Genomic DNA, 23,970 nt, shown 5'->3' on the forward strand with positions numbered 1-23,970 from the left:
TTTTCATAGCGCCTATTTTTCTTCTTTGTGAACATTTGATAATTTAAGTATGCAGTGACCGAAGTCACTGGCACTTTCATCAAACGCCCACACTTATCGACTGTTAATTGTTAAAGAACATATTCTGTGGAGCATTCTCTGCAGCTTGATGAAGCGTTGTGTTCATCAGCAGAGGAGCAAAATTATAAATCATTTCGCCGGTTCTGTCACGCTGGTTTTTTCGTTTGCCGCTGCTGACTTTCCAGCTGCGCCTGACGCTTCCATTCGCGCCCCGTTTTGCAGGGAGGCGAACTATAGCAAGGCGGCGGTAGCGGCGCAAGGACTATTTCAGAGCAGCCATTCGATGGGCAGCCAGGACAGCAGCCGCACCTGCAGCTTGCGCCAGAGGCTGGCGTCCGGCTCGTCGGTGTGGCGCAGCACGACGCCATCCTTGTGCTCGATCCAGACCAGGCTGCCCTCTTTAGTCAGCTGCACTTCATAGGCGCGGTCAGGCAGTCCCGTCGCCATGCCGGTGGACAGTTGCTGCGCCAGCTTGGGACTGTCGATGATCACACCCATTTCCGTGTTAAGCAAATTCGAGCGGGGGTCGAAGTTGAAGGAGCCGATGAACAGCTGCTCACCATCGATGGCAAAGGTCTTGGCGTGCAGACTCGAGGCGGAACTGCCAAACGGGCCACTGCGAGGACCACCGCGCGACTGCTCGTGCTGCGCCTGATCCGACCACGCGCGGCGCAGTTCGTACAAGTGCACGCCACCTTCGAGCAGCGCCTTGCGTCGCCTGGCATAGCCGGCGTGGACGGCCGCGACATCGGTCGCTGCCAGCGAATTGGTCAGCACGCGCACATCGACGCCCTTGTTCGCCAGGCTGACAAAGGCACTGGTGCCATCCGCTCCTGGCACGAAATACGGCGACACCAGATCAAACTGGCGGCTCGGCGCGCCGACCAGTTCACGCAGCTGCGGCATCATGCGGGTACTGGCCACCACCTGACCGAGACCCTTGGCCGGGTTGTCGCTGACCAGCCGCGTGCGCGCCCATTCGAATGGCAGGCGGCGCCCGCGCAGATCGGCGATGAACGCTGAATCGCGGATGGCGCTGATATACGCCAGCGCCTGAGGCGAAGCCAGTTGCACCGTGGCGGCGCGCTTAACTTGGGCAGCGCTGTCGGCGCTTGAAGCCGGCACGATCTGCGTCAGCGCGTACGAGGAGCCGCTGTTCCAGTACAAATCAAAATCCTGTTCGACATCGCTGACCACCGGACCGACAGCGAGGACATCGAGGTCGGCGAACAGCACCTCGCCGGCGGCGCCAAAATAAGCGTCGCCGATATTGCGGCCACCAACGATGGTGGCGGCGCCGTCGACAGTGAACGATTTATTGTGCATGCGCCGATTCAGGCGCGCAAAATCGGTCAGATAGCCAAGCGCGCGCACGCTACGCACCATAAACGGGTTAAACAGGCGCACCTCGATGCGCGGGTGAGCATCGAGCAGGGCCAGACGGGCTTCGATGCCCTTGGTATTGTTATCGTCGAGGAGCAGGCGTACCCGCACACCGCGGGCGGCGGCCGCTTCGAGAGCATTAAATAGCAGGGTTCCAGTGATATCGTCGTCCCAGATGTAGTACTGCACATCGAGACTGCGCTCGGCAGCGCTGGCCAGCACGGCGCGCGCGGCAAAGGCCTCGCGGCCATCGCGCAGCAGGTAGATGCCGGACTGTCCCGGGTGAGTGGCCGCCACTGGCGCAATGGCGCGCGCGATCGCGGTGTCGCTTGTTTCGCCAGCGGCCAGCACCGCCGGCATCTGGCTCGCCAGCGGCGTCGGCAGACTGGCGCAGGCCGACAGCAGCAGCGCAATGCTGACAACAGCAGCAGCGGCGACCGCCTGGCACGCTGCCCGCGCCGCCGCTGCCGCCATCAAAGACCCTTGAAGTCGGCGGGACGCTTGGCGAGGAACGCCGACATCCCCTCTTTTTGGGCTGGCGTGCCGAAGGCGGCGTGGAAGTAGCGCCGCTCGTAGCGCACCCCTTCCGTCAAGGTGGTTTCAAAGGCGCGGTTGACGCTGTCCTTGATCGCCATGGCAACACTGACCGACATCGATGCGATCACGGTCGCAGCGGCGATCGCCTCTTCCATCAGCTTGTCGGCGCCAACCACGCGCGCGACCAGGCCGGTGCGCTCGGCTTCAGCGGCGTCGATCATGCGCGCCGTTAGCAGCAGATCCATGGCCTTGGCCTTGCCGATGGTGCGCGGCAGGCGCTGGGTGCCGCCGGCGCCGGGCGTGACGCCCACCTTGATTTCCGGCTGGCCGAACCGGGCCGTATCGGCAGCGATCAGAAAGTCGCACATCATCGCCAGTTCGCAGCCGCCGCCCAGGCAAAAACCGGCCACTGCGCCAATCACCGGTTTGCGCACGTTGAGGATGTGCTCCCAGTTGCGGCCGATGTAATTGTCGGGATAGGTGTCGGCGTAGGTGTACTCGGCCATGGCAGCGATGTCGGCGCCGGCGGCGAAGGCTTTTTCGCTGCCGGTGAGGACGATGCAGCCGATGTCCTTGTCGGCGTCGAATTTATACAAGGCGTGTCCGAGCTCGTTCATCATGTTGTCGTTGAGGGCATTGAGCGCCTTCGGACGATTCAAACGAATGACGGCGACGCGGCCGTGGGTCTCGATCAGCAGGTCGGTATAGTCCATGCGTGCTACTCCTTGGTGTGGTGTCAGCGCGATTGTAGCGTAGCTGCCTGGCTTAGCGGCAGCAACACCCACAGCTGTCCGCGCTGCTTCATCAGGCCCGCGCTGTCAGCGGCAGCTTTGCCAAAGCCGTAGAAAAAATCGGCGCGCACGGCGCCGCGGATGGCGCCACCCGTATCTTGCGCCATCATCAAGCGCTGCATGGGCTCATCGCTGCCGGCACGGGTGGTGGCCAGCCACACGGGCGCGCCCAACGGCAGCAGTTGCGCATCGACCGCGACCGAGCGGCCGGCGGTGAGCGCCACCCCGAGCGCACCCTTGGGGCCAATGGCAGGATCAGGCAGGCGCTCTTCCTTGAAGAAGATGTAGCTGGGATTGGCATTGAACAGTTCCTGGCGCCGCTGCGGATGGGCGACGATCCACGCCTTGATTCTTTGCGCCGAAACGTCTTTTGCCGGCATTTCGCCCTGTTCAACCAGCCAGCGGCCGATCGCCTTGTACGGATGGCCGTTCTGATCGGCGTAGGCGACCCGCACGGTGTCACCGGTGTCATTGAGCTGCACGCGGCCGGAGCCCTGCACTTCCAGAAAAAATGCCTCGACCGGATCATCGACCCACAGCAGCTCCTTGCCGGCGATGGCGGCGCGCTCGATCTCGGCGCGGGTGCTGTAGGGGACCACCTTGTTGCCGACCAGGCGCCCGCGCAGGCGCATGCCCTTTAATTCCGGGTAGACCGCGCCCAGTTCGATCGTCAACAGGTCGTCCGGCACACGGTATAAGGGCGTCTGATAAGCGCCGCCGCGGCGGCGCGCGCCATTGAGCATCGGCTCGTAATAGCCGGTGATCAGGCCAGTATCGGCGCCATCAGCGGCGCGGATGAGGTTGGGGACAAAGCGGGTTTCAAAAAAAGTCCGCACGGCGGCGCCATCGCGGCCATCGATGGTGATGGCCGCGGCGCACACCTCGGCCCACGCCGGCTTGCTGGCGACCGCCTTGCAGGAAGCGAGAAACGCCGGCCACGCGGCGCCCAGGTCGTCCTGCTGCCAGCCCGGCAGCGCAGCGAAGGTGGTCGGCGTCATCAGCGGCGTGGCTGCCGCTGGCGGCTGCACGCCGAGCGGGCCGATTGGCGCCGGCAACACCACCGGCGGGCGCGGTGCCGGTGGCGCCGTCTGACAGCCGGCGAGAATAAATAGGGCCAGGCCGCTGGCCAGGCTGCGCAATACCGGTACACTGCGACGGATGTCATTCATGAGGATCGACTATGTGGCTATTGATTGCGGAGGCAGGCGTGGCGCTGTTCCTGCTCGTGTTTATCGTCTGGTGGACGATGTATCTGCCACCCAGGACCGATAAAGACGATGAGGACCACGGCGCACCGCCCGGCGCCTAATTACTGTCCTTGCGCTTAATGCAGGGTACGCGGCAGCGACAGCACGAACTCGGGAATGGCCGCCTCGAAGCGGTGGCCATCTTCGGCGACGCAAAAGTACTCGCCCAGCATCGAGCCCTGCGGCGTGGCCATCTGCGTGCCACTGCTGTATTCGAACTGTTCGCCCGGCTGCAGCAGCGGCTGGTGGCCGACCACGCCCAGGCCGCGCACTTCCTGCTTGCCATTGTTGGCGTCGACGATCACCCAGTGGCGCGAGATCAGCTGGGAGGCGACGGTGCCGGTGTTTTTGATGGTGATGGTGTAAGCGAACACATAATGGTCGCGCGCCGGCTCCGATTGCTCGGGCAGGTATTGGGTCTTCACAGAGACGGAAAGTTCGTAAGCGGCCATCGGTATTCCTCTAGGTGCACGGTAGTTTGAAGAGGGCAGCAGCCCAGCCCTTCATCATACATCGGCGGCCAAAACGCCGTTTCCGGCGCGCCCGTTTGGCCTGAGAGCGTAAAATAGCGCCTTCCCTAGTCCACCCTCACTGAGCATTCCGCGCCCGACATGACCACTTTTCAGATCGCCCCCAGCATCCTGTCCGCCGATTTCGCCCGTCTCGGCGACGAAGTGCGCAATGTCGTCGCCGCTGGCGCCGACATCATCCACTTCGACGTCATGGACAACCATTACGTGCCGAACCTGACCATCGGCCCGCTGGTGTGCCAGGCCATCCGCCCGCACGTGCAGGTGCCGATCGACGTTCACCTGATGGTCAAGCCGGTCGACCGCATCATTCCCGACTTCGCCAAGGCCGGTGCTAACATCATCACCTTTCACCCGGAAGCGTCGGACCACATCGACCGCACCCTCCAGCTGATCCGTGACAGCGGCTGCAAGGCCGGGCTGGTGTTCAACCCGGGCACGCCCATGCACTACCTCAATCACGTGATGGACAAGATCGACATGATCCTCATCATGTCAGTCAACCCCGGCTTTGGCGGCCAGTCCTTCATCGCCGAAGCGCTCAAAAAGCTGACCATCGCGCGCCGCATGATCAAGGAATCGGGCCGCGACATCCGGCTCGAAGTCGACGGTGGCATCAAGGTCGACAATATCCGTGCCGCCGCTGAAGCAGGCGCCGACACCTTTGTCGCCGGCTCAGCCATCTTCGGCCAGCCCGACTACAAACAGGTGATCGACGCCATGCGCGCCGAACTGGCCAGGGTCGAGCGCTGATGCGACAAGGGCACGGGGTGATCCGCGCGGTCATCATTGATCTCGACGGCACGATGCTCGACACCGTGCCCGATTTTCACGTGGCGATCAACCGCATGCGCGCCGACCTGCAGCTCGCGCCGATCAGCGCCGTCCAGGTGAAAGACCTGGTGGGCAAAGGTTCCGCCAATCTGATCGCCGGCGTGCTGGCGTTCGACTTCGACGCTGCCGGCGTCGCCCGCCATTTCGATGCGGCGATGGCCGCCTACCAGCGCCATTACCTGGCCATCAATGGCGACCATGCGACCCTGTATGACGGCGTAATCGAAGGCCTGGCAGCGCTGCAGGCGATGGATTTGCGGATGGCCTGCGTGACCAACAAGCCGATCGCCTTTGCCCGTCCCCTGCTCGAAAAAACCGGGCTGGCGCCGTATTTCGAGATTGTGTACGGCGGCGAATGCCTGCCCCGCAAAAAGCCCGATCCCATGCCGATGCTGCAGGTGTGTGCCGATTTCGACCTGGCGCCGGGCGAAGTGGTGGCCATCGGCGACTCGTCGAACGATGCCGAAGCGGCGCGCGCGGCCGGTTGCTGGGTGCTGGCAGTCCCCTACGGTTACAACCATGGCCGATCTATACACGAAGCCGATTCCGATGGTATAGTGGATTCGCTGCTGGAAGCGGCGACCCTGATTAGCTCGCACAACCGCACCGCCAACTGAACCAACATTCATGTTTTTCACCAAAAAACACACTGTCAACCAAACCGGCGCCCTTGAGGCCTGGCTTTGGCGACGCTGGCAATCCTGGGCCAACCACCCACTGGGTCAATAACCCAACCCGATTGCTGACGGCTGCCCCTGCGCGCCGCCAGGTTTTTTGATAACCCACCGCTGCTGCCAGTGGTACGGAGAACAAGCATGACCGAACTCGAATTCAAATCCCTCGCCAACCAGGGCTACAACCGCATTCCCCTCATCTCGGAAGCGTTTGCCGACCTTGAAACGCCGCTCACCCTGTACCTGAAACTGGCGCAGACCCAGCACACCGGCAAAAACACCTTCCTGCTCGAATCGGTGGTCGGCGGCGAGCGTTTTGGCCGTTACTCTTTCATCGGCCTGCCGGCGCACACGGTGCTGCGCAGTGTCGGCAGCCGCACCGAGATCGTCAAGAACGGCGTCGTCATCGAAACCCACGAGGGTAACCCGCTCGATTTTATCGAGCAGTTCCAGGCGCGCTTCAAGGTGGCCCTGCGCCCCGGCCTGCCGCGCTTTTGCGGCGGCCTGGCCGGCTATTTTGGCTACGACACCGTGCGCCACATCGAAAAGAAGCTGGCGGCCGGCGCCCCGCGCGACGACCTGGGTCTGCCCGACATCCAGCTGATGGTGACCGAAGAACTGGCCGTGATCGACAACCTGTCCGGCAAGCTGTATCTGATCGTGTACGCCAATACCACCGAGCCGGAAGCCTACTCGAAAGCGCGCCAGCGCCTGAAAGACCTGCGCATGATGTTGCGGCGCGGCGTCGATGCACCGGTGACTTCGAGCTCGGTACGCACCGAGGCGATCCGCGACTTCAACAAGGAAGATTATCTGAAGGCGGTCGCCCGCGCCCACGAATACGTGATGGCCGGTGACCTGATGCAGGTGCAGATCGGCCAGCGCATCCGCAAGCCGTACGTCGATTCGCCGCTGACGCTGTACCGCGCGCTGCGCTCCCTGAATCCCTCGCCGTATATGTACTATTACAATTTCGGCGACATGCAGATCGTCGGCGCCTCGCCAGAGATTTTGGTGCGCAACGAGACGGCGCCCGACGGCAGCAAAAAAGTCACGCTGCGTCCCATCGCCGGCACCCGCCCGCGTGGCAACACGCCCGAGCGCGACGCCGAACTGTCGCGGGAGCTGCTGGCCGACCCGAAAGAAATCGCCGAACACGTGATGCTGATCGACCTGGCGCGCAATGACCTCGGGCGCATTTCGCAGACCGGCAGCGTCAAGGTCACCGAGCGCCTGGTGGTGGAAAAATACTCGCACGTCCAGCACATCGTCTCGAACGTCGAAGGCACCCTGAAAGAAGGCATGTCGAACCTCGACGTGCTGCGCGCCACCTTCCCGGCCGGTACCCTGACCGGCGCCCCCAAGGTACGGGCGATGGAAGTGATCGACGAACTCGAACTGACCAAGCGCGGCATCTATGGCGGCGCCTGCGGCTATCTCAGCTTCGGTGGCGAGATGGATGTGGCGATTGCCATTCGCACCGGCGTGATCAAGGATGGCATGCTGTACGTGCAGGCCGCCGCCGGCATCGTCGCCGACTCGATTCCCGAAATGGAATGGCAGGAGACGGAAAACAAGGCGCGCGCCGTGCTGCGGGCAGCCGAACAAGTGCAAGACGGCCTGGATGGGGAGCTGTAAACATGCTGCTAATGATCGACAACTACGATTCCTTCACCTACAACCTGGTGCAGTATTTCGGCGAGCTCGGTGAAGAAGTGCGCACCGTGCGCAACGACGACATCACCATCGAGGAGATTGCCGCGCTGGCGCCTGAGCGCATCTGCATTTCGCCGGGCCCGAAAACGCCGGCGCAGGCGGGCATATCGATCGATATTTTGCGCCAGTTCCAGGGCAAGCTGCCAATCCTCGGCGTGTGCCTGGGCCACCAGGCGATTGGCGCCGCGTTCGGCGGCAATGTGATTCGCGCCAAGCAGGTCATGCATGGCAAGACTTCGCAGATCGCCCACACGGGGGTCGGCGTGTTTAAAAATTTGCCCAGCCCTTTCACCGTGATCCGCTACCACTCGCTGGCCATCGATCGCGCGTCGTTGCCGGACTGCCTGGAAGTGACGGCGTGGACCGACGACGGCGAAATCATGGGTGTGCGCCACAAGGAATTTGCCATCGAAGGCGTGCAATTTCACCCCGAATCGATTCTGTCCGAGCACGGCCACCAGCTGCTGCAGAATTTTTTAGACCGCACGTGAAGAACGCCACCATGACGATTACGCCACAAGAAGCGCTGCTGCGCTGTATCGAGCACCGCGAGATTTTTCACGACGAGATGCTGCACCTGTTCCGCCAGATCATGTCGGGCCAGGTCTCGCCCACCATGATCGCCGCCCTCACCATGGGCCTGCGCGTCAAAAAGGAAACCATCGGCGAGATCGCCGCTGCCGCCCAGGTAATGCGCGAATTTTCCACCAAGGTGCCGATGGCTGACACCAGCAATCTGCTCGACATCGTCGGCACCGGTGGCGATGGCGCCCACACCTTCAATATTTCGACGACCGCGATGTTCGTCGCCGCCGCCGCCGGTGCGCGCGTGGCCAAGCACGGCGGGCGCAGCGTGTCGTCGTCGTCCGGCAGCGCCGACGTCATCGAAGCGCTGGGCGCCGACATCAACCTGACGCCCGAACAGATTGCCCAGTCGATCGCCCAGACCGGCATCGGCTTTATGTTCGCCCCCAATCACCACGCGGCGATGAAGCATGCGGCGCCGGTGCGCAAGGAACTCGGCGTGCGCACGATTTTTAATATTTTAGGTCCGCTGACCAACCCGGCCGGCGCCCCAAACATCCTGATGGGGGTATTTCACGCCGACCTGGTCGGCATCCAGGTGCGCGTGCTGCAACGGCTCGGCGCACAGCACGCGGTGGTGGTGTACGGCCGCGACAACATGGATGAAGTGTCGCTGGGCGCCGCCACCATGGTCGGTGAACTGGTCAACGGCGAGATCCGCGAGTACGAAATTCACCCCGAGGATTTTGGTTTGCCGATGATCGCCAGCCGCAACCTGAAAGTGGCCGATGCCGCCGCCTCCAAGGCGAAGATGATGGAAGCGCTGAACGGCGAACCGGGTCCCGCCTTCGACATCGTCGCCCTCAATGCCGGCACCGCGCTGTATGCAGCCGGCGTGGCCGGCTCGATCGAAGACGGCTTGATCAAAGCGCGCGCAGCCATCGAATCGGGCGCCGCGCGCGCCAAGCTGGCGCAGTTCGTCGAAGTGACGCGGCGCCTCGGCAAACACTAAGAAAACGGCGGTCCCATGCTCGGCATCCACGACCTTGGTTTGTTTGTTGTCTCGGGCTTGCTGTTAAACCTGATGCCGGGCCCCGACTCGCTGCTGATCATGACCCGCAGCGCCGCCCAGGGTGCACGGGCCGGCTGCGTGGCAGCCATGGGCATCGGCGCCGGCGTCTTCGTGCACGTGTTGGCCGCGGCGCTGGGCTTGTCGGCGTTGCTGCAAACCTCGCCGATGGCGTTTGCCGTCGTCAAGTACATCGGCGCGGCCTACATCCTGTTCCTGGCCTGGACACTATTGCGCAGCAAGTCTGCGGCGGCGGCGGCGAGCAAGGTCGCCGTCAAGGCGCCGCCCCTGCCCTGGCCCCGGGTGTTCGCCCAGGGTTTTTTGACCAATCTGCTCAACCCCAAGGTGGCGCTGTTTTTTCTCGCCTTCGTGCCGCAGTTTATCGATGCGGCGGCGCCCCATAAAGCGCTGTCCTTTATCGTCCTCGGCTGCATCTTCAATTTCAACGGCATGCTGTGGTGTAACGCTCTGGCATGGCTGACCGCGCGCGCCAGCGCCAGCATCGAACTGGCCCCCGGGCTGGTGCGCTGGCTCAATCGCCTGACCGGTTGCGTCTTCATCTGGCTTGGCGTCAAGCTGGCCCTTTCCAAAAATTCTTGAGTCCCCACCATGTCCGATATCCTGAACAAAATCCTCGCCGTCAAAGCCGATGAAGTGGCCGCCGCACGCAAATACCGCAGCCTCGAGAGCCTGCGCAGCGACGTCGAGCGCGACGCCGGCCTGCGCGCCGATCTGCGCGGTTTCGAAGCGAGTATGCGTCGCACCATCGCTGCCGGCCGCGCCGCCGTCATCGCCGAAATCAAAAAAGCGTCACCGTCGAAGGGCGTGCTGCGCGCCGATTTTCAGCCCGCCGCAATTGCCGAAAGCTATGCGCGCCATGGCGCTTCGTGCCTGTCGGTATTAACTGACAAGCATTTTTTCCAGGGTGCGCCCGCCTACCTGCAACAGGCACGTGCGGCCTGCGACTTGCCCGTGCTGCGCAAGGATTTCATGGTCGATATGTACCAGGTGTACGAGGCGCGCGCGATGGGTGCCGATGCCATCCTGCTGATCGTCGCCGCCCTCGATCACGGCTTGATGCACGAACTGGAAGCATGTGCGATGGAACTTGGGATGGATGTGCTGGTCGAAGTACATGACGAGGTCGAATTGCATGCCGCCCTCAAGTTGCAAACACCACTACTGGGTATCAACAACCGCAACCTGCGCACTTTCGAGGTGTCGCTTGAGAATACCCTGGTGTTGTTGCCGAACATCAACAAAAACAAACTGGTAGTTACAGAGTCAGGTATCATGAATGCAGACGATGTGAGGCGCATGCGCGACGCAAACGTGCATGCATTTTTGGTCGGCGAAGCGTTTATGCGCGCGCCAGACCCTGGTGTTCAACTGGCGAATTTATTCGAATAATCATGAACAGCAATGGCGCCCGTTCGGGCGTTGCAGTTGTAGCAGTACTTGTAGCAAGCAGCCTGGCGGCCCTCCTCACGGCATGCGGGCATTCCCCGACAGTAGCGCCAGCAGGCGACAGTATCAGGCCCCATGCGGGCAGCCCGCCTGGCTACGCCACCGCCGAAACACGCTCTCCCCTATCCCACCAGCGCGCCGCCTTCGACAATATCGATGTCTACAAAGCCGACGCCGCCCGTCAGATCGTGCGCCAGAACGCCGACCATACGTTCAGTGGCGCGCTGCCACCGATGCTGCCAGCCGTTGTCGTCATGCGCATCACGGTCGACCAGAATGGCAAGCTGACCCAGGCCAGTGTGCTGCGCTCGCGCGACGAAGAAGCATCGAAAGTGGCGCTGGCGTCGATGCGCCGCACCGGCTACCTGCCGATGCCGTATAACCTGGCACACGGCCCGGCACACTCGCTGACGTACATGGAAACGTTTTTGTTCAACGCCGATTACCGTTTCCAGTTGCGCACGCTGGCGCCGGTCCAGTAGGGCGGACGGCAGCGCGTGACACGCTTGCGCTGATGCGCTGACGCGTATTTGTGCTCCAGTGCTCCAGTGCTCATGCGCTCGGGCGTGCCGGCCCGCGGCGCTTTTTGCCGCCATCGACGACATCGAGGCTGATTGCAGCGATCCGCTCGCCCTGCAGCAATACCTCAAACGCCATCAGTTCGTCGCGCCGAAAGGCGTGCACCTGCACGCTTTGGCCCACCTGGTAGCGCGCCAGCAAGCCCTCGAGGCTCGCTGCCGTGCCGCCCACCCGCAAGCCGTCGACGGCCACCAGGATGTCACCCGCCGACAGTCCGGCCAGGTGGGCGGCGCCCCCTTCGTGCACTTGCGCCAGCTTGCTGTCGGCGCCATCGCGGCCGATCGCCGCATCGAACGACGGTTTATTCGACTTGCGCTCGTCGAGCAGGCGAATGCCAAACGGTGCATACAGTTTGGCCAGCGGCAGCTCGTCGGTGCCGCGCACGTAGCGGTTGAACAGGGGCTTGAGGCGCAGACCGGTGGCGTCGTCGAACAGGGCCTCGACTGCGGCTGCGCTGATGCCACGCGGACCAGGCTTGGCGCCATCATAAAAATCGCGGCCAACGCGCTGCCACAGGGCCAGCATGACATCGTCGAGCGATTTTTTGCCCTCGGTCTTGGCGCGGATGGTCAGGTCAAAGGCCAGCGCCACCAGCGAACCCTTGGTGTAGTAACTGACGATGGCATTCGGCGCGTTTTCATCCTGCCGGTAGTATTTGCCCCAGGCGTCGAAGCTCGATGCGGCCACGCTCTGCTTGGTCCGTCCACTGCCACGCAGCACGCTGCTGATGGTCTTTGCCTGCAGCGTCAGATAGGTCGCCTCGTCGATCAAGCCGGCCCGCACCAGCAGCAGGTCATCGTAATAACTGGTAAAGCCCTCGAACAACCACAGCAGCGACGTGTAGGTTTCGTTTTGCAGGTCGTACGGCGCGAAGGCCGCGGGCTTGATGCGCTTGACGTTCCAGGTATGAAAATACTCATGGCTGCACAGGCCGAGAAATTTTAGATAGCCGTCGCCAGCGGCCAGCTGCCGCGGCGTGCTGACCACCGGCAGGTCGGCGCGCGCGCAGATCAGCGCCGTCGAGGCGCGGTGCTCGAGGCCACCGTAGCCGTCGCCCACGGCCAGGGTCAGGAAGACGTAGCGCGCCATCGGCGCCTGCCTGGTTTTCGGCTCGAAGAAGGCGATCTGGGTTTCGCAGATCGCCTGCAGGTCAGCCTGCAGACGCGCCATATCAAGGTTGGGCACATGGCCGCTGATGACGATGTCGTGTGCCACGCCGTGGGCCTTGAAGCTGGCCAGCGCAAAGTCGCCCATTTCAACCGGATGATCGATCAGCTCATCGTAATCGGCAGCGATATAGGTGCCGAAGCCATAGCGTTTGGCGGCCAGTTCAGGCAAGGCGGTGGCCACCCGCCAGCGCTTGGCGGCCGGCTCGCTGCTGCGCACGATATCGAGCACCTGCGGCAGCGATTCGTGGCCGAGCGCACGCAGGAACACCGAGGTACCATTAAAAAAGCCGTGGGTCTGGTCAAGGTGGGCGGCGCGCACCGACAGGTCCCACGCATACACCTCATAGTGCAGGCTGAGGGGACCATCGACCGGTGCCGCGCGCCAGGAATGCTTGTCGAGCTTGACCAGCCCCACCTGCTTGCCCTGCGACTCGGCGCGGATTTGCACGATATTGCGGGAAAATTCGCGGATCATGTAACTGCCCGGGATCCACGCCGGCAGCGCAAACACCTGGCCATCGGCCGACGGCTGCTCGACGGTGACGCTGACGTCAAACAGGTGGCTGGCCAGGTCCTTGGGGACGATGGTGTAGCGGATGGCTGGCAGCTTTTTGGCGGAAGGCTTTTTCATGGGGTCGATGGTCGCGGTAAGAGACGCTAGTGTAGCGGAATCGGCGCCTGGCCCGTGCAGCGTGCGTCCCTGGCCACACTAGCGACTACAGATCGCCCGGCACATCGATATCGCGCAGCACGCCGGCATCCATGACAACGACTGCCGTCCACGGATGGCGTTCGAACAGGCTGCGCGCGCCGGCGTCGCCACGCAGGGCCAGTAACTCCGGCAGCAGCGACGCGGCAAAGGCGGCCGGATTGCCACGCCGGCCCTGATACACCGGCGCTGCCAGCGCCGCGCCGCCGGCCATGACATCAGCGAGCGCCGCGACAGTGGCGGGGGCGACGTCGGGCATGTCGCCCAGCGCCACGATCCACGACTGCGCCGGCAGCACCCCAGCGATGGACGCCTGCAGCGCAGCGCCGAGCGAGGCTGCCATGCCATCGTCGGCAGCGCTGCACACCACCACTTCGCAAGCGGCGGCGCGCAGCAGTGCGGCGAGATCGTCGTCGCCCGGGCGCACCACCGCCACCACCCGCTGCAGTACTGATGTGAGATGACGGGCGCTGGCGGCCAGCACTGGCTCGCCGCTGGCGGGGAGAATCTGCAGCAGCTTGTTGCGCTGGCCGGACGGATCGAAGCGGCGCCCGCGACCGGCCGCCAGCAAAATGCCGACCGGCTGCGGGCGCGCTGCCATTTAGGCGCTGGCCAGGTCGAACGGCAGCTTACGCAAACGTTTGCCGGTCAGCTTGAAGATGGCGTTGGCAAACGCCGGCGCCAGCGGTGGCAGGCCCGGTTCACCCATGCCGGTGGGGGCGTCGTTGGACGCCACCGTGAACACCTCGACCTTCGGCATGTCGGTCATGCGCGCCACCGTGTAATCGCCAAAGTTTTGCTGTTCGACGACGCCATCCTTGAGGGTGATGGCCGCACCAGGCAAGGTGGTACCGACTGCCATCAGCACGGCGCCCTGCACCTGCGCCTCGATGGTCAGCGGATTGACCGCCAGGTTGCAGTGCACGCCGGCGAACACGTTGTGCAGGGTCGGCACGCCGTTGCTCACCGATGCTTCCACCACGTAGGCGACCACGGTGTTAAACGACTCGTGCATGGCCACACCCCAGGCGCGGCCCTTGGCCAGCTTGCGCTTGCCATAGCCCGATTTGGCCACCGCCAGGTCGAGCGCGGCCAAGTGACGTGCGTGCTTGGGATCGATCAGCGCCTTGCGGTAGGCGACCGGGTCGACGCCGGCCGCATGCGCCGCCTCATCGATCAGGGTCTCCATGACGAAGGCGGTGTGGGTCGAGCCCACCGAACGCCACCACAGCACTGGCACATTGGTCTTGACGATGTGCGCCGTCAGATTCATCGGCACCGCATACGGCTCACCCATGCCTTCCACCATGGTGCTGTCGACGCCGTTTTTCACCCCGAAGCCTTCAAACATGGTGCCGGTCATGATCGACTGGCCGACGATGCTGTGGTCCCAGGCGACGATCTTGCCATCGGCGCCGATGCCGATATCGGCACGGTGCACGTGCGACGGCCGGTAGTAGCCGCCGCGGATGTCGTCTTCGCGGCTCCAGACCACCTTGATGGGACCGGATTTCCCAGCCGCCCGGTACGCCTTGGCCACATTGACTGCCTCGGTCACATAATCGGCCGCCGGCACGCCGCGCCGGCCAAAGCCGCCGCCCGCCATCATGGTGTGGACGGTGACCTGGTCGATTTTCAAGCCCGCGGCAGCCGCCGCTGCGGCCTGGTCACCGCCGGGGAACTGGGTACCGGTCCAGATGGTGCAGGCAGTCGCAGTCAGGTCGACCACGCAGTTCAGTGGCTCCATCGGCGCATGCGCCAGGTAGGGAAATTCGTAGACAGCGGCGATTTTCTTCGGCGCTGCCGCCAGCTGCGAGATGTCGCTGGTCTTGACGACCGCGCCAGCTGTTTTGGCCAGCGCCGTAAATGCTGCCAGCTGCGCGGTGCTGCTGACTTTTTCGAGGCTGCCGGCATCCCAATCGATGACCAGGGCGTCGCGCCCCGTTTTGGCAGGCCAGTAGCCATCGGCGATGACGGCGATGCCGCGGGCACCGCGGTCGAGCGGCACTTCGAGCACTTCGACGACGCCCTTGATGGCGCGTGCGGCACTGGCGTCGAACTTGGCCACTTTGGCGCCAAATACAGGCGGGCGCGCCACCACCGCCACCTTGGTATTCGGTGGCATGAAGTCGATGCCGAACTGCTGCTTGCCGTTCGACTTGGCGCGCGCATCCATGCGGCGGGTCGGCTTGCCGATCAGTTTGAATTCTTTCGACGGTTTCAGCGCGACTGTCTGTGGCAAGGGCTGCTGCATGGCGGCGTCGGCCAGCTCGCCGTAGCTGGCCTTCTGGGCGTTGGGTCCCATGACGAAGCCTTTGGCAGTGCGGCACTGGGCCGGCGTCACCTTCCAGCGCTCGGCGGCAGCGGAGATGAGCATCATGCGCGCCTTGGCGCCGATTTCGCGGTACTGGATATACGAGTGGGCGATGGTGCCCGAGCCGCCGGTGATCTGCATGCCAAACACCGGGTCCTTGTAGATGTCACCCGACGGCGCCAGCTCGCTGCGCATCTGCGACCAGTCGCAATCGAGGTCTTCGGCGATCAGCATCGGCAGCGAGGTGTTGACGCCCTGGCCGAATTCGAGGCGGTTGACCACCACCGTCACCGTGTTATCCGGGGCGATGCGCAGGAAAGCGTTGGGGGCATAGACCGGCTTGGGAGCGTCGGCGGCGTTGGCGAAGCGGCCGGCGCCAGGAATCATAAATCCCAGCACCAGGCCACCACCGGCCAGCGCGCCCGCTTTCAGAAAACCGCGGCGCGACAGGCCGTTATCGCTATTGACTGCAGCAGCGGCGACCGGCGCCGGGGTGCTGTCCGTGATCCATTCTTTTTTCATGTGTCTCTCCTTCAGGCCAGGGTCTTGGCGGCGTCCTTGATGGCGGCGCGAATCCGTTGATAGGTGCCGCAGCGGCAGATATTGCCGCTCATGGCGCTATCGATATCGGCGTCGCTGGGCGACTTATTCGTGCGCAGCAGCGCCGTCGCACTCATCACCTGGCCACTCTGGCAGTAACCGCATTGCGGCACGTCGAGCTTGACCCAGGCATCCTGCACCGCCTTGCCGACCTTGTCGCTCTCCATCGCTTCGATGGTGGTGATTTTCTTGCCGCTGGCGGCGGCGATCGGCGTGATGCACGAGCGGATGGCGACGCCATCGAGGTGCACCGTGCAGGCGCCGCACAGGGCAGCGCCGCAGCCGAATTTGGTGCCGGTCATGTTCAGATTATCGCGCAGCGCCCACAGGATGGGCGTGGATGGATCGGCCTCGATCTGCATGTCGCGACCGTTGATGTTCAATTGGACCATGGGACTTCCCTTCGTTTTGGTGATGCGGACGTTTTTATGGGGTACTGCTGGCGGCCACGCGTGCGCGTGGTCCGCCGGGTGCTGCGACCAACCGGCAACGGCCGCTCAAGCGAGCGGCCGTTGCCGGCGATTGCGGCCATCGATTTCCAGGATGGCCGTGTGCTGCAAAGCCGCCAATTACTTGATGGTGGCGAACTTCGCTTCCAGCGCCTTGCTGTCGGCCGCGCCCGGAATGCGGCTGCCGTCGGCAAAGAAGATCGATGGCGTGCCCGAAATGCGCAGCTTTTGGCCCAGCGCGAACACCTTTTCGTTCGGCGTGGTGCAGTTGGCGGGCGCCGCCGGCGCGGCCTTGCCATTGACCATCCACTCATCCCAGGCCTTGTTGCGGTCGGCCGAGCACCAGATGTTCTTCGACTTGACCGTCGAATCTTCCGACAGGATGTTGTACAGGAAGGTGTAGACGGTGACGTTGTCGATTTCCTTCAGGGTGGTCTGGCGGAAGCGCTTGCAGTAGCCGCAATTGGGGTCTTCGAATACGGCGATGACGCGCTTGCCGTCACCCTTGACGGTTTTTAAGGCCATCTCGAAAGGCAGCTCGGAAAACTTGACCTTGTTGATTTCGTCGACGCGCAGCTTGGTCAGGTCTTCGGCCGTCTTGGCGTTGTAGACATGGCCGATGATCAGGTATTCGCCCTTTTTATCGGTATATAAGATGTCGCCGGCAGCGCGCACTTCGTACAGGCCGCCATACGGGGTCTCTTTGACCGAGTCAATTTTGACACCCGGCCCCAGCCGTGGCTCGACCACTTTTTTGATATTCGCTTCGACCGCCGGATCGGCGGCGGCGCTGCAGCCCAAGGCCAGCACCGACGCGGCGATGGTGACGACGGCGCGCGACGCCAGATTCAATATACGCATTACTTCTCCAAATTGATTCTAAAAACACAGGTGCGGCAAAGACTTACCTGCCCATCGCATGCGCCATCATCCGGCGCTTAACCATGGGCAATTTATTCAGCAAGTTTAGCCCCAAATTGCGCGCCGCGCGCAGCGGCTCGACATCGGCGCCGAACAGGCGCGCCAGACCATCGGTGGCCACCTGCATGAGCAGCACATCTTCGTGGCGGGCGCGCGCATAGCGGGCCAGCACGCGTTCGTCGCCAAGGCCGCGGTGCGCCTCGCGCGCGCCGAGGGTGGCGAGCAGTTGCGCCACATCGGCAAAGCCCAGGTTCATGCCGTGGCCAGCCATCGGATGGACCACATGGGCGGCGTCGCCCACCAGCGCCACCCGTGGCGCCACCATGGCATGCGGGCGGATCAGCGCCAGCGGAACATCCTTGACCAGTTCCGGCACCAGCGGGCGCAGCGCGCCCAGGCGGCCTTCGCACAGGGTGCCCAGGCGCACCGCCATTTCGCTGAGGGTTTCAGCCATCAAGGTGGCGGCCAGCGCATCGGGCGCCGACCACACCAGCGAGACCCGGTTGCCCGGCAGCGGCAGCAGGGCGACGATGCCCTCCTGGCCGGTGAACCATTGCATGGCGGCGCCGTGATGTGGCAGCTCGCAGCTGAAATTGGTGACCACGGCGCGCTGGTGATAAGGGCGGTAATCGAGGCCGATATCGCATTGACCGCGCACCCACGACTGGCCGCCATCGGCGCCGACGATCAGCTGGCAGGCGATCACCGTGCCATCGTCGAGGCTGACGCGGGCGCTGTCAGCGCTGACCGCCAGCGCCGTCGCCCGGCCCTGCACGATCTCGATATGGGGCGCAAAGCGCAGCGCCGCATCGAGTGCCTGGTTCAAATTGCTGTCTTCGACGATCCACGCCAGCGCGCCGACATGGGCACCGAAAGCATCGAACACCAGGTCGCCCGGCTTTTGGCCGTCGCCATTGACCACCATCGACTCGACCGGCGTCACCCGTGCGGCATCGAGCGCGCCCCACACTTTGAGGGATGACAGCAGCGTATGGGCAGTGAGGTTGAGCGCATACACCCGCACATCCCACGGTTGCTCGCCGATCGCGTGGGCGGCGGCGGCGGCCGGCTTTGGCGGGATCAGCAGGGTCACGCGGTGACCGGCTTGCGCCAGTCCGAGAGCGGTGGTCTTGGCAATCGCGCCATTGCCAACGATGCAAATATCGGTGTCGCGCCGTACGGCGCTGGAGGTTTGGCTGTTCATGAATCCATTATAGCGGCTTGAAAGACCACGGTTTTTTTGGATGCTCTGCGGTTTTTTATATGAAGTTGTCAGACGGACTTGCAAAGTGGGTTGCTGCTGTCTATAATCATGCCTCTTGGCCTGGTAGCTCAGTCGGTAGAGCAGAGGATTGAAAATCCTTGTGTCGGTGGTTCGATTCCGCCCCGGGCCACCAAGAATTAGCTTTAATATCAAAGGGTTACACGCTGCGGCTTGTAACCCTTTTTTGTTTTCGTCGAAGCCAGCATCCATATGTAAGCTCTGTGTAACCGAAATCTGAAAATTCCGGCTATTGGATAGCCTAATGAGAAAAGTCGGGCCACGTGTACGCGTTGACCTTGGTGGCCTACAGTTCGCAACTGGCCGTACCTAGCGCAACGGATCAGGTCACCGACAGCAAGGTGCCCATATCAAACTTCTAACGCACAAGCGCAAAATTTACCTCGACAGGCGGTCGCGGGCTTCGAAGCCGAAACGTAGTTCTCGATCAATTTTCGTAGAGCCGTCGGCACCGCGATATGTCGAGATTCCAGCAGATCGCGGCGAAGCTTGGCGCGCCCCAAAAGTTTTCGGACTCCATCCGGCGGTTAGAGGGAACTTCCTTCGGTCCCTGTTTTTGCTACGCCGTCGAATTGGCGAGGAGCGAAGGCGAACGGTGCTGGACTTTTCCACAACTGAAAAGATGCATGCTGAGGGAACTCTGCTGTTCTTGGCCGAACTTAAACGTCTGTTGCGCCATGTCAAAGGCGAGGTTGAAATTAGCTGCATCCTCCCCCATAACAATAAAGTAGCTCAGGTACTTTCGCAGATAGGCGTCTTGAAGTTGGTAGGTTGCACTACAGCGATTACGCCGGTTGATGACGACGTAGTGAACTGGAAGACCGCACATGGCACGCAGGTGTTGGGTGAAAAATACGAGGATGTACTTCAAGAATATGATGGTGATATAGCTGATCTTCTGAAGGACAAGCTCTATACTGGGATAACAGAAGCAATGACCAACGTTCTCAACCATGCGTACGACCAAACCAGGGAAGATGGTCTGGACGTCGAACCGATGAAGGAATGGTGGATGTTCTCTCAGCAGCAGCATGGGAACTTGGTGATCGTCTTCTGCGACTTAGGGGCAGGCATCCCTCGAACTTTGCCGATGAAACGCGCCGCTGTGTGGAGCAGGATTTTGGCGATGGGCAAAACCCGTGATGCCGACGTAATTCGTTATGCGGTCGAAGATAGTGTTTCGCGGACTCAACAGGATCACCGGGGCAAAGGGCTGGGCCAGATAGTTCGTGTTGTTAGCGGTATACCGTCCGCGTTCGTTCACGTTTGCAGCAATCGAGGTGTCTACACTGCTCGTCACGGAGGCGATACGGAGACTGGGACGTACAGTGATAGTATACTTGGGACTCTAATTTTTTGGCGAATACCCTTGCACGACAAGGAGCTTGTATGATTACTATCAATATTGCTCAAGATTTCTCGCGCTACCCGGCGGGTCGATTCACGAAAGACGGGCCGTACAGCGGAGAACATTTTCGAACAAAATTTCTTGCGCCTGCCCTCTCGAAAGAGGAGAAAATTGTCGTCGATATGGATGGCGCGCGAGGGTATGGCTCTTCGTTTTTGGAAGAGGCATTTGGAGGTCTAGTGAGGCTCGGCTTCCTGAAGGACGCCATCAAGCGTAAGCTTGAAATTCATGCAACCAATAAGAGCCTGAAGGCTGAGATCGACGAGTACATCAACAATGCCCAGCCCGGCTGAGCCGGGTTGGGGCGCAAGTATTCCCTGGATCGTCGCAGCCCTTGTGGCAGCGACCGGGTGGTTCTTAACTCATCTTCTAAGCGAAGCACGCGAACGACGCAAAGAAGCCCGGTCGCAGATAGATAAACTTTTTGAGCAGCTCTACAAGCTCGAGCAAGACGCCCGCACGTTCCACTGCGGAGCGCAATATCAAGCCGCAACGGCTGGCGACATCGATGCAAAAATTCAGATCCTTGAACGCTCGATGAATCGCGTCCAGATTTTCAAGGTCGACAATCTTGTTCCCTACATTATTCGTCTACGCCGCTCGATTACGTTGAAGAACTTCGACCTGTCCGAGTTCGTCCAGCAGTCTCAGAGCAGCGACATTCTGCAGGATGTTTTCTCGGCCTCGCAAGACATGGAGGACGAGATGGAAAGCCAATATCGAGTCCGCTACCCTTCAAAATTCCCATATTTCAACCTATAACTGATCAGCGAATTGTGCTGCTCACGTAGCCAGCTGCTGAGCTGTCAAGCGGCGCCGGCCGACCACCGGCGCGTTAGCTCAAAGCCCCCGCCACTTCCGAAAACTAAGCGCTTCAGTCTTAGGCGTCACATTTACACATGCTGCGACTTTGTAGCCAGCGTCCGGGCGCCCTCCTTCTAAGCGATTGATGAGTGCGCCTTATCTGCCTGCGCTGCTTGCCGGCCTCATGCCATGCGGAGCTCGGCAGCCCGTGCTGTCGCCCATGGTTCTCTACGGCACGCCATTGGGCTGGCATGCATCCCTGCGACCGTAGACGGGGCGCCGCGTTAGATAGCGGCCATTGCACCTGAGAAGCCGAACGCGCCTGGCATGTGCGCGAACTATTTTTCAAAACATATAAATCGACTCGCTATGCGTCTTGCTGCGGCATTTCGCAGCAACCGCAACCCTACAAGGACGCATAGCGATGCAATCGGCACCCTCCCTCCCCTCAGCCCTGGCCGCAATCGCAGCAGGCCGCGACCACATCCAGACTGCCGAATTTGCCCGAGCCACCAACCGGGCAGCTCAAACGATACGCAAAAACTACTGCCTCACTGGCCAGTGCTACGGCATCCGCCCGATTAAGTTCGGCAACCGCCTGCAATGGCCCGTTGCCGATGTCGCGGCGCTGCTGACCTGCGGGCTGTAGCAAAAGCGGCGCGGAGAAGCTTGGGGGCGACACCCAGGCTGCTTTGTGAGCACATCGCTATACAAGCAATGCAGGGCACCACACGGCGTGGATTGGCAGGGCTGGCGCGCAGCCACTGCCTCGATGGAGCTAACGGCAGCCGTGCCCGACTTCATTAACCAAGTAAGGCACGCGGTTTGAGGCCAAAACCGCTCTCACGCCCGGGGCGCCACTGTATTCCCGTTATTCCGGCGCTAAGGCGCCCGTTATCTACCCAACGTAGCAATCGTATCGGACGAAGAAAATGAACGGTTTCGCAATCACGTACGGCCGGCTAAAAGAACATGCCTCCACCACCCAAGCAGCCAAGGGCGTCTCTCGTCAGCAGGTTATGAATCTCGCCTCCGCTTTGAATGGGTGGATGAAGCGGCTTAGTCTCAGCGACGCGACGCTTGTCGGCGACGAGATGTCTATCAGGTTCGACACCTGTTTCGTCCAGCACCAAGACCACCTGATTGCAAAGTTGTCGCCTCGAACCGCGCGCGACCAAGCGGAGCGGCTGTTAACCTGGCGCCGATATTTTGACGAATGTCGCCATGTCGATACTCTACCGGCCGACTTTAAGAGCGCACTGGCTGCGCTGGTTATGTCGAGCGGAATGACCGTGACGGAGCTATCCAGGTCGTCCGGTGTGGCGGCGGCCTCCGTTCGCTCATGGCTGACGCTAGAGGGCTTGCCAGGGGCTTACAGCGCGCCGTCCATCGGCTTGCTGGAAACGGCCCTGCAGGTCCCCCAAGGCACGCTCCTGCACCGCCTGCCGGGCCGACGATACTCTCGCTACGCCAGGACGGTAAAGGAGTCCGGCAGCCAACAGACGGCGTGGGGAATGAAGCGCACGAAAGAAAAGCAGACGCTAGGCCCGTATGCAATCCCGCTGGCCGGCCAACTGCATAGCCAATGGCTCGACCTCATTGACTTCAAGACGGACGGCTACCGCGAAGGCGGCGCAAGGCTGAACACGTGGCGGATCAAGCCGGCGGCAGAGACGGGCTGTCGCATCTCGAAGCCCATGGTCGCCTCGAGCGGCCTGATATGTGCGACCGCAGCAGCGAACTGGACCGGCTTTTCGGCCTATCTTGGATTTCTGTGTCTGCCCGCACCAGTCGGCAAGGGACTAAAGGCGGAAACCATCGACACCTTGGGCTGGCTCGTCCACTTTCCATATCTTATGGACTTCGTGCGGTGGCTGACAGCGCGAGCTGGCGGCAAGATACACAACGGCATTCCGAAATTCCTCGACGATATCAAGTGCATGCTGCGGCCCAAGACAGGGTTTCTCTGGGCGCGGCCGGCACTCGCAGGCACGCTGCGCGACCAGGCGGCCCTGCTCGGTCACGACTATGCAGCTCTTGGGTGCGAGGCGCAGGCGGCGCGCTGGCGTGAGCTGTGCGCGGCGACCCATTTGAAAGTGCATGACCGCGTGAAGGCGATTCGAGGCAGAGAGAGGATTTGGAAAAGCCGGGACCCGCGCGAGCCGATCGCCAATATTCTGGCCAGCTCGTCACCTTTGCGGGAAATGCTCAAGTTCGTCCAGGCAGTCGAGTCCAACCCGCCACCACTGGTCCACGAGCGTGACCATGTGGTGTGGCTGCGCGATGTGTTGTTTCTCAAAATGATAGTCAGCAATCCGCTGCGAATGAGCCACTTCGCGCTAATCCGGTACCTTCCGAACAACAAGGGCAACCTGTACCAGACCAGTCAGGGAGACTGGCGGCTTCGCTTCACCTCGGCAGACTTCAAAAACGAAAAGGGCGCGGCCGGCAACGATTACGACGTGGCTGTAGAGCGGTCCGTTGGCCGTTGGATTGCCCGCTATCTCGCCGAGGCCAGACCGGGCGCGATTGGCGCAGCAACCTGCGATTATTTCTTTCTACCGTTCGTCTTGGGACCAAACCGAGGCAAGCGTAACGACGGCGACTACGACACGCAGAAGTCAGGGATGTGGACGGCTGAAGCCATGTCTCGCCGGATGCGCGTCCTCACACGCCAGTACATTCCAGACACGCCGGGGTTCTGTGGCCACGCGGTTCGCCACATCATCGCCACGGACCACCTGAAGCGGCACCCTGGCGACTATCCCACCGTGGCAAAGCTCTTGCACGACAAGCTGGACACGGTGCTTCGAGAGTATTCGCACCTGACGGTAGACGAGGGGCTGCTGGTGCTGCATCGGGACATTCAGCTCTTCGTTGACTCGCTGAGATAAGTGTTTTC

The 23,970-nt window shown here is 62.0% G+C and carries 24 protein-coding genes and 1 tRNA gene; 15 read left to right on the top strand and 10 right to left on the bottom strand.

Going from position 1 to position 23,970, the window contains the following annotated elements:
• Nucleotides 1-327: 327 nt before the first annotated feature.
• The 3 genes from ACP7BZ_RS22010 to mltA are packed head-to-tail and all read right to left on the bottom strand — an operon-like array spanning nt 328 to nt 3,940.
• Nucleotides 328-1,917 carry a phospholipase D family protein gene (locus tag ACP7BZ_RS22010; protein ID WP_426117174.1) on the bottom strand — a complete coding sequence of 530 codons (1,590 nt, stop codon included), beginning with the start codon at nt 1,915-1,917 and terminating at the stop codon, nt 328-330.
• Nucleotides 1,917-2,693, bottom strand: coding sequence for an enoyl-CoA hydratase (locus ACP7BZ_RS22015; protein ID WP_426117176.1), 777 nt, complete (start codon nt 2,691-2,693; stop codon nt 1,917-1,919). The genes ACP7BZ_RS22010 and ACP7BZ_RS22015 overlap by 1 nt, the downstream gene beginning before the upstream one ends.
• A 23-nt stretch (nt 2,694-2,716) precedes the next feature.
• Nucleotides 2,717-3,940, bottom strand: coding sequence for a murein transglycosylase A (gene mltA / locus ACP7BZ_RS22020; RefSeq protein WP_426117178.1), 1,224 nt, complete (start codon nt 3,938-3,940; stop codon nt 2,717-2,719).
• Between the two features lie 11 nt (nt 3,941-3,951).
• Here mltA and ACP7BZ_RS22025 point away from each other — a divergent pair, with 11 nt between their 5' ends.
• Complete coding sequence (locus tag ACP7BZ_RS22025; protein WP_426117180.1) at nt 3,952-4,080, top strand: hypothetical protein; 129 nt, start codon at nt 3,952-3,954, stop codon at nt 4,078-4,080.
• Nucleotides 4,081-4,095: 15 nt separating this feature from the next.
• Here the strand turns inward: ACP7BZ_RS22025 and apaG are convergent, their stop codons facing one another.
• A complete protein-coding gene (apaG, locus tag ACP7BZ_RS22030; protein ID WP_426117182.1) occupies nt 4,096-4,470 on the bottom strand; it encodes a Co2+/Mg2+ efflux protein ApaG in 375 nt (124 codons plus the stop codon).
• Between the two features lie 159 nt (nt 4,471-4,629).
• On the opposite strand from apaG, the gene rpe reads away from it, so the two are divergent.
• The 8 genes from rpe to ACP7BZ_RS22070 all read left to right on the top strand — a co-directional run bounded on the left by rpe (nt 4,630) and on the right by ACP7BZ_RS22070 (nt 11,315).
• Complete coding sequence (rpe, locus tag ACP7BZ_RS22035) at nt 4,630-5,301, top strand: ribulose-phosphate 3-epimerase (protein ID WP_426117184.1); 672 nt, start codon at nt 4,630-4,632, stop codon at nt 5,299-5,301.
• Nucleotides 5,301-5,999: a phosphoglycolate phosphatase gene (locus ACP7BZ_RS22040; RefSeq protein WP_426117186.1), complete on the top strand. Its 699-nt coding sequence runs from the start codon at nt 5,301-5,303 to the stop codon at nt 5,997-5,999. Before rpe ends, ACP7BZ_RS22040 begins: the two co-directional genes overlap by 1 nt.
• Before the next feature lie 198 nt (nt 6,000-6,197).
• The gene (gene trpE / locus ACP7BZ_RS22045) at nt 6,198-7,694 is read left to right on the top strand and encodes an anthranilate synthase component I (RefSeq protein WP_426117188.1); all 1,497 of its coding nucleotides are present in this window, start codon (nt 6,198-6,200) and stop codon (nt 7,692-7,694) included.
• Between the two features lie 2 nt (nt 7,695-7,696).
• Nucleotides 7,697-8,263, top strand: a complete 567-nt coding sequence (locus tag ACP7BZ_RS22050; protein ID WP_426117190.1) for an anthranilate synthase component II — start codon at nt 7,697-7,699, stop codon at nt 8,261-8,263.
• A gap of 11 nt (nt 8,264-8,274) precedes the next feature.
• On the top strand, nt 8,275-9,309 hold the full coding sequence (gene trpD / locus ACP7BZ_RS22055) for an anthranilate phosphoribosyltransferase (protein ID WP_426117192.1): 1,035 nt from the start codon (nt 8,275-8,277) through the stop codon (nt 9,307-9,309).
• Between the two features lie 15 nt (nt 9,310-9,324).
• Nucleotides 9,325-9,966 (top strand): LysE family translocator, encoded by a 642-nt coding sequence (locus tag ACP7BZ_RS22060; RefSeq protein WP_426117194.1) that lies wholly within the window; start codon nt 9,325-9,327, stop codon nt 9,964-9,966.
• A gap of 9 nt (nt 9,967-9,975) precedes the next feature.
• The gene (gene trpC, locus ACP7BZ_RS22065) at nt 9,976-10,776 is read left to right on the top strand and encodes an indole-3-glycerol phosphate synthase TrpC (protein ID WP_426117196.1); all 801 of its coding nucleotides are present in this window, start codon (nt 9,976-9,978) and stop codon (nt 10,774-10,776) included.
• Nucleotides 10,777-10,778: 2 nt separating this feature from the next.
• Nucleotides 10,779-11,315 (top strand): energy transducer TonB family protein, encoded by a 537-nt coding sequence (locus ACP7BZ_RS22070; protein ID WP_426117198.1) that lies wholly within the window; start codon nt 10,779-10,781, stop codon nt 11,313-11,315.
• A gap of 70 nt (nt 11,316-11,385) precedes the next feature.
• Here the strand turns inward: ACP7BZ_RS22070 and ACP7BZ_RS22075 are convergent, their stop codons facing one another.
• From ACP7BZ_RS22075 to ACP7BZ_RS22100, 6 genes are all read right to left on the bottom strand, one after another.
• The gene (locus ACP7BZ_RS22075) at nt 11,386-13,212 is read right to left on the bottom strand and encodes a M61 family metallopeptidase (RefSeq protein WP_426117200.1); all 1,827 of its coding nucleotides are present in this window, start codon (nt 13,210-13,212) and stop codon (nt 11,386-11,388) included.
• 85 nt (nt 13,213-13,297) lie between these two features.
• Nucleotides 13,298-13,891 carry a nucleotidyltransferase family protein gene (locus tag ACP7BZ_RS22080; protein ID WP_426117202.1) on the bottom strand — a complete coding sequence of 198 codons (594 nt, stop codon included), beginning with the start codon at nt 13,889-13,891 and terminating at the stop codon, nt 13,298-13,300.
• Nucleotides 13,892-16,126 (bottom strand): molybdopterin cofactor-binding domain-containing protein, encoded by a 2,235-nt coding sequence (locus ACP7BZ_RS22085; protein ID WP_426117204.1) that lies wholly within the window; start codon nt 16,124-16,126, stop codon nt 13,892-13,894.
• An 11-nt stretch (nt 16,127-16,137) separates the two neighbouring features.
• A complete protein-coding gene (locus ACP7BZ_RS22090; RefSeq protein WP_426117206.1) occupies nt 16,138-16,596 on the bottom strand; it encodes a (2Fe-2S)-binding protein in 459 nt (152 codons plus the stop codon).
• A gap of 177 nt (nt 16,597-16,773) precedes the next feature.
• Nucleotides 16,774-17,514, bottom strand: coding sequence for a DsbC family protein (locus tag ACP7BZ_RS22095; protein WP_426117207.1), 741 nt, complete (start codon nt 17,512-17,514; stop codon nt 16,774-16,776).
• Nucleotides 17,515-17,557: 43 nt separating this feature from the next.
• The gene (locus ACP7BZ_RS22100; RefSeq protein WP_426117209.1) at nt 17,558-18,778 is read right to left on the bottom strand and encodes an FAD-dependent monooxygenase; all 1,221 of its coding nucleotides are present in this window, start codon (nt 18,776-18,778) and stop codon (nt 17,558-17,560) included.
• Nucleotides 18,779-18,895: 117 nt separating this feature from the next.
• Here ACP7BZ_RS22100 and ACP7BZ_RS22105 point away from each other — a divergent pair.
• The 6 genes from ACP7BZ_RS22105 to ACP7BZ_RS22130 all read left to right on the top strand — a co-directional run bounded on the left by ACP7BZ_RS22105 (nt 18,896) and on the right by ACP7BZ_RS22130 (nt 23,962).
• Nucleotides 18,896-18,971: transfer RNA gene (locus ACP7BZ_RS22105), tRNA-Phe, on the top strand.
• Nucleotides 18,972-19,451: 480 nt separating this feature from the next.
• Nucleotides 19,452-20,249, top strand: a complete 798-nt coding sequence (locus tag ACP7BZ_RS22110) for a hypothetical protein (protein WP_426117211.1) — start codon at nt 19,452-19,454, stop codon at nt 20,247-20,249.
• Nucleotides 20,246-20,557: an STAS-like domain-containing protein gene (locus ACP7BZ_RS22115; protein WP_426117213.1), complete on the top strand. Its 312-nt coding sequence runs from the start codon at nt 20,246-20,248 to the stop codon at nt 20,555-20,557. The genes ACP7BZ_RS22110 and ACP7BZ_RS22115 overlap by 4 nt, the downstream gene beginning before the upstream one ends.
• Nucleotides 20,541-21,026: a hypothetical protein gene (locus ACP7BZ_RS22120; protein WP_426117215.1), complete on the top strand. Its 486-nt coding sequence runs from the start codon at nt 20,541-20,543 to the stop codon at nt 21,024-21,026. The genes ACP7BZ_RS22115 and ACP7BZ_RS22120 overlap by 17 nt, the downstream gene beginning before the upstream one ends.
• A 466-nt stretch (nt 21,027-21,492) precedes the next feature.
• Nucleotides 21,493-21,717: a hypothetical protein gene (locus tag ACP7BZ_RS22125; protein WP_426117217.1), complete on the top strand. Its 225-nt coding sequence runs from the start codon at nt 21,493-21,495 to the stop codon at nt 21,715-21,717.
• A gap of 283 nt (nt 21,718-22,000) precedes the next feature.
• A complete protein-coding gene (locus tag ACP7BZ_RS22130; protein ID WP_426117219.1) occupies nt 22,001-23,962 on the top strand; it encodes a hypothetical protein in 1,962 nt (653 codons plus the stop codon).
• Nucleotides 23,963-23,970: the final 8 nt, after the last annotated feature.

The organism is Massilia sp. PWRC2, assembly GCF_049896725.1.
Classification (GTDB): Bacteria; Pseudomonadota; Gammaproteobacteria; order Burkholderiales; family Burkholderiaceae_D; genus JAFCUW01.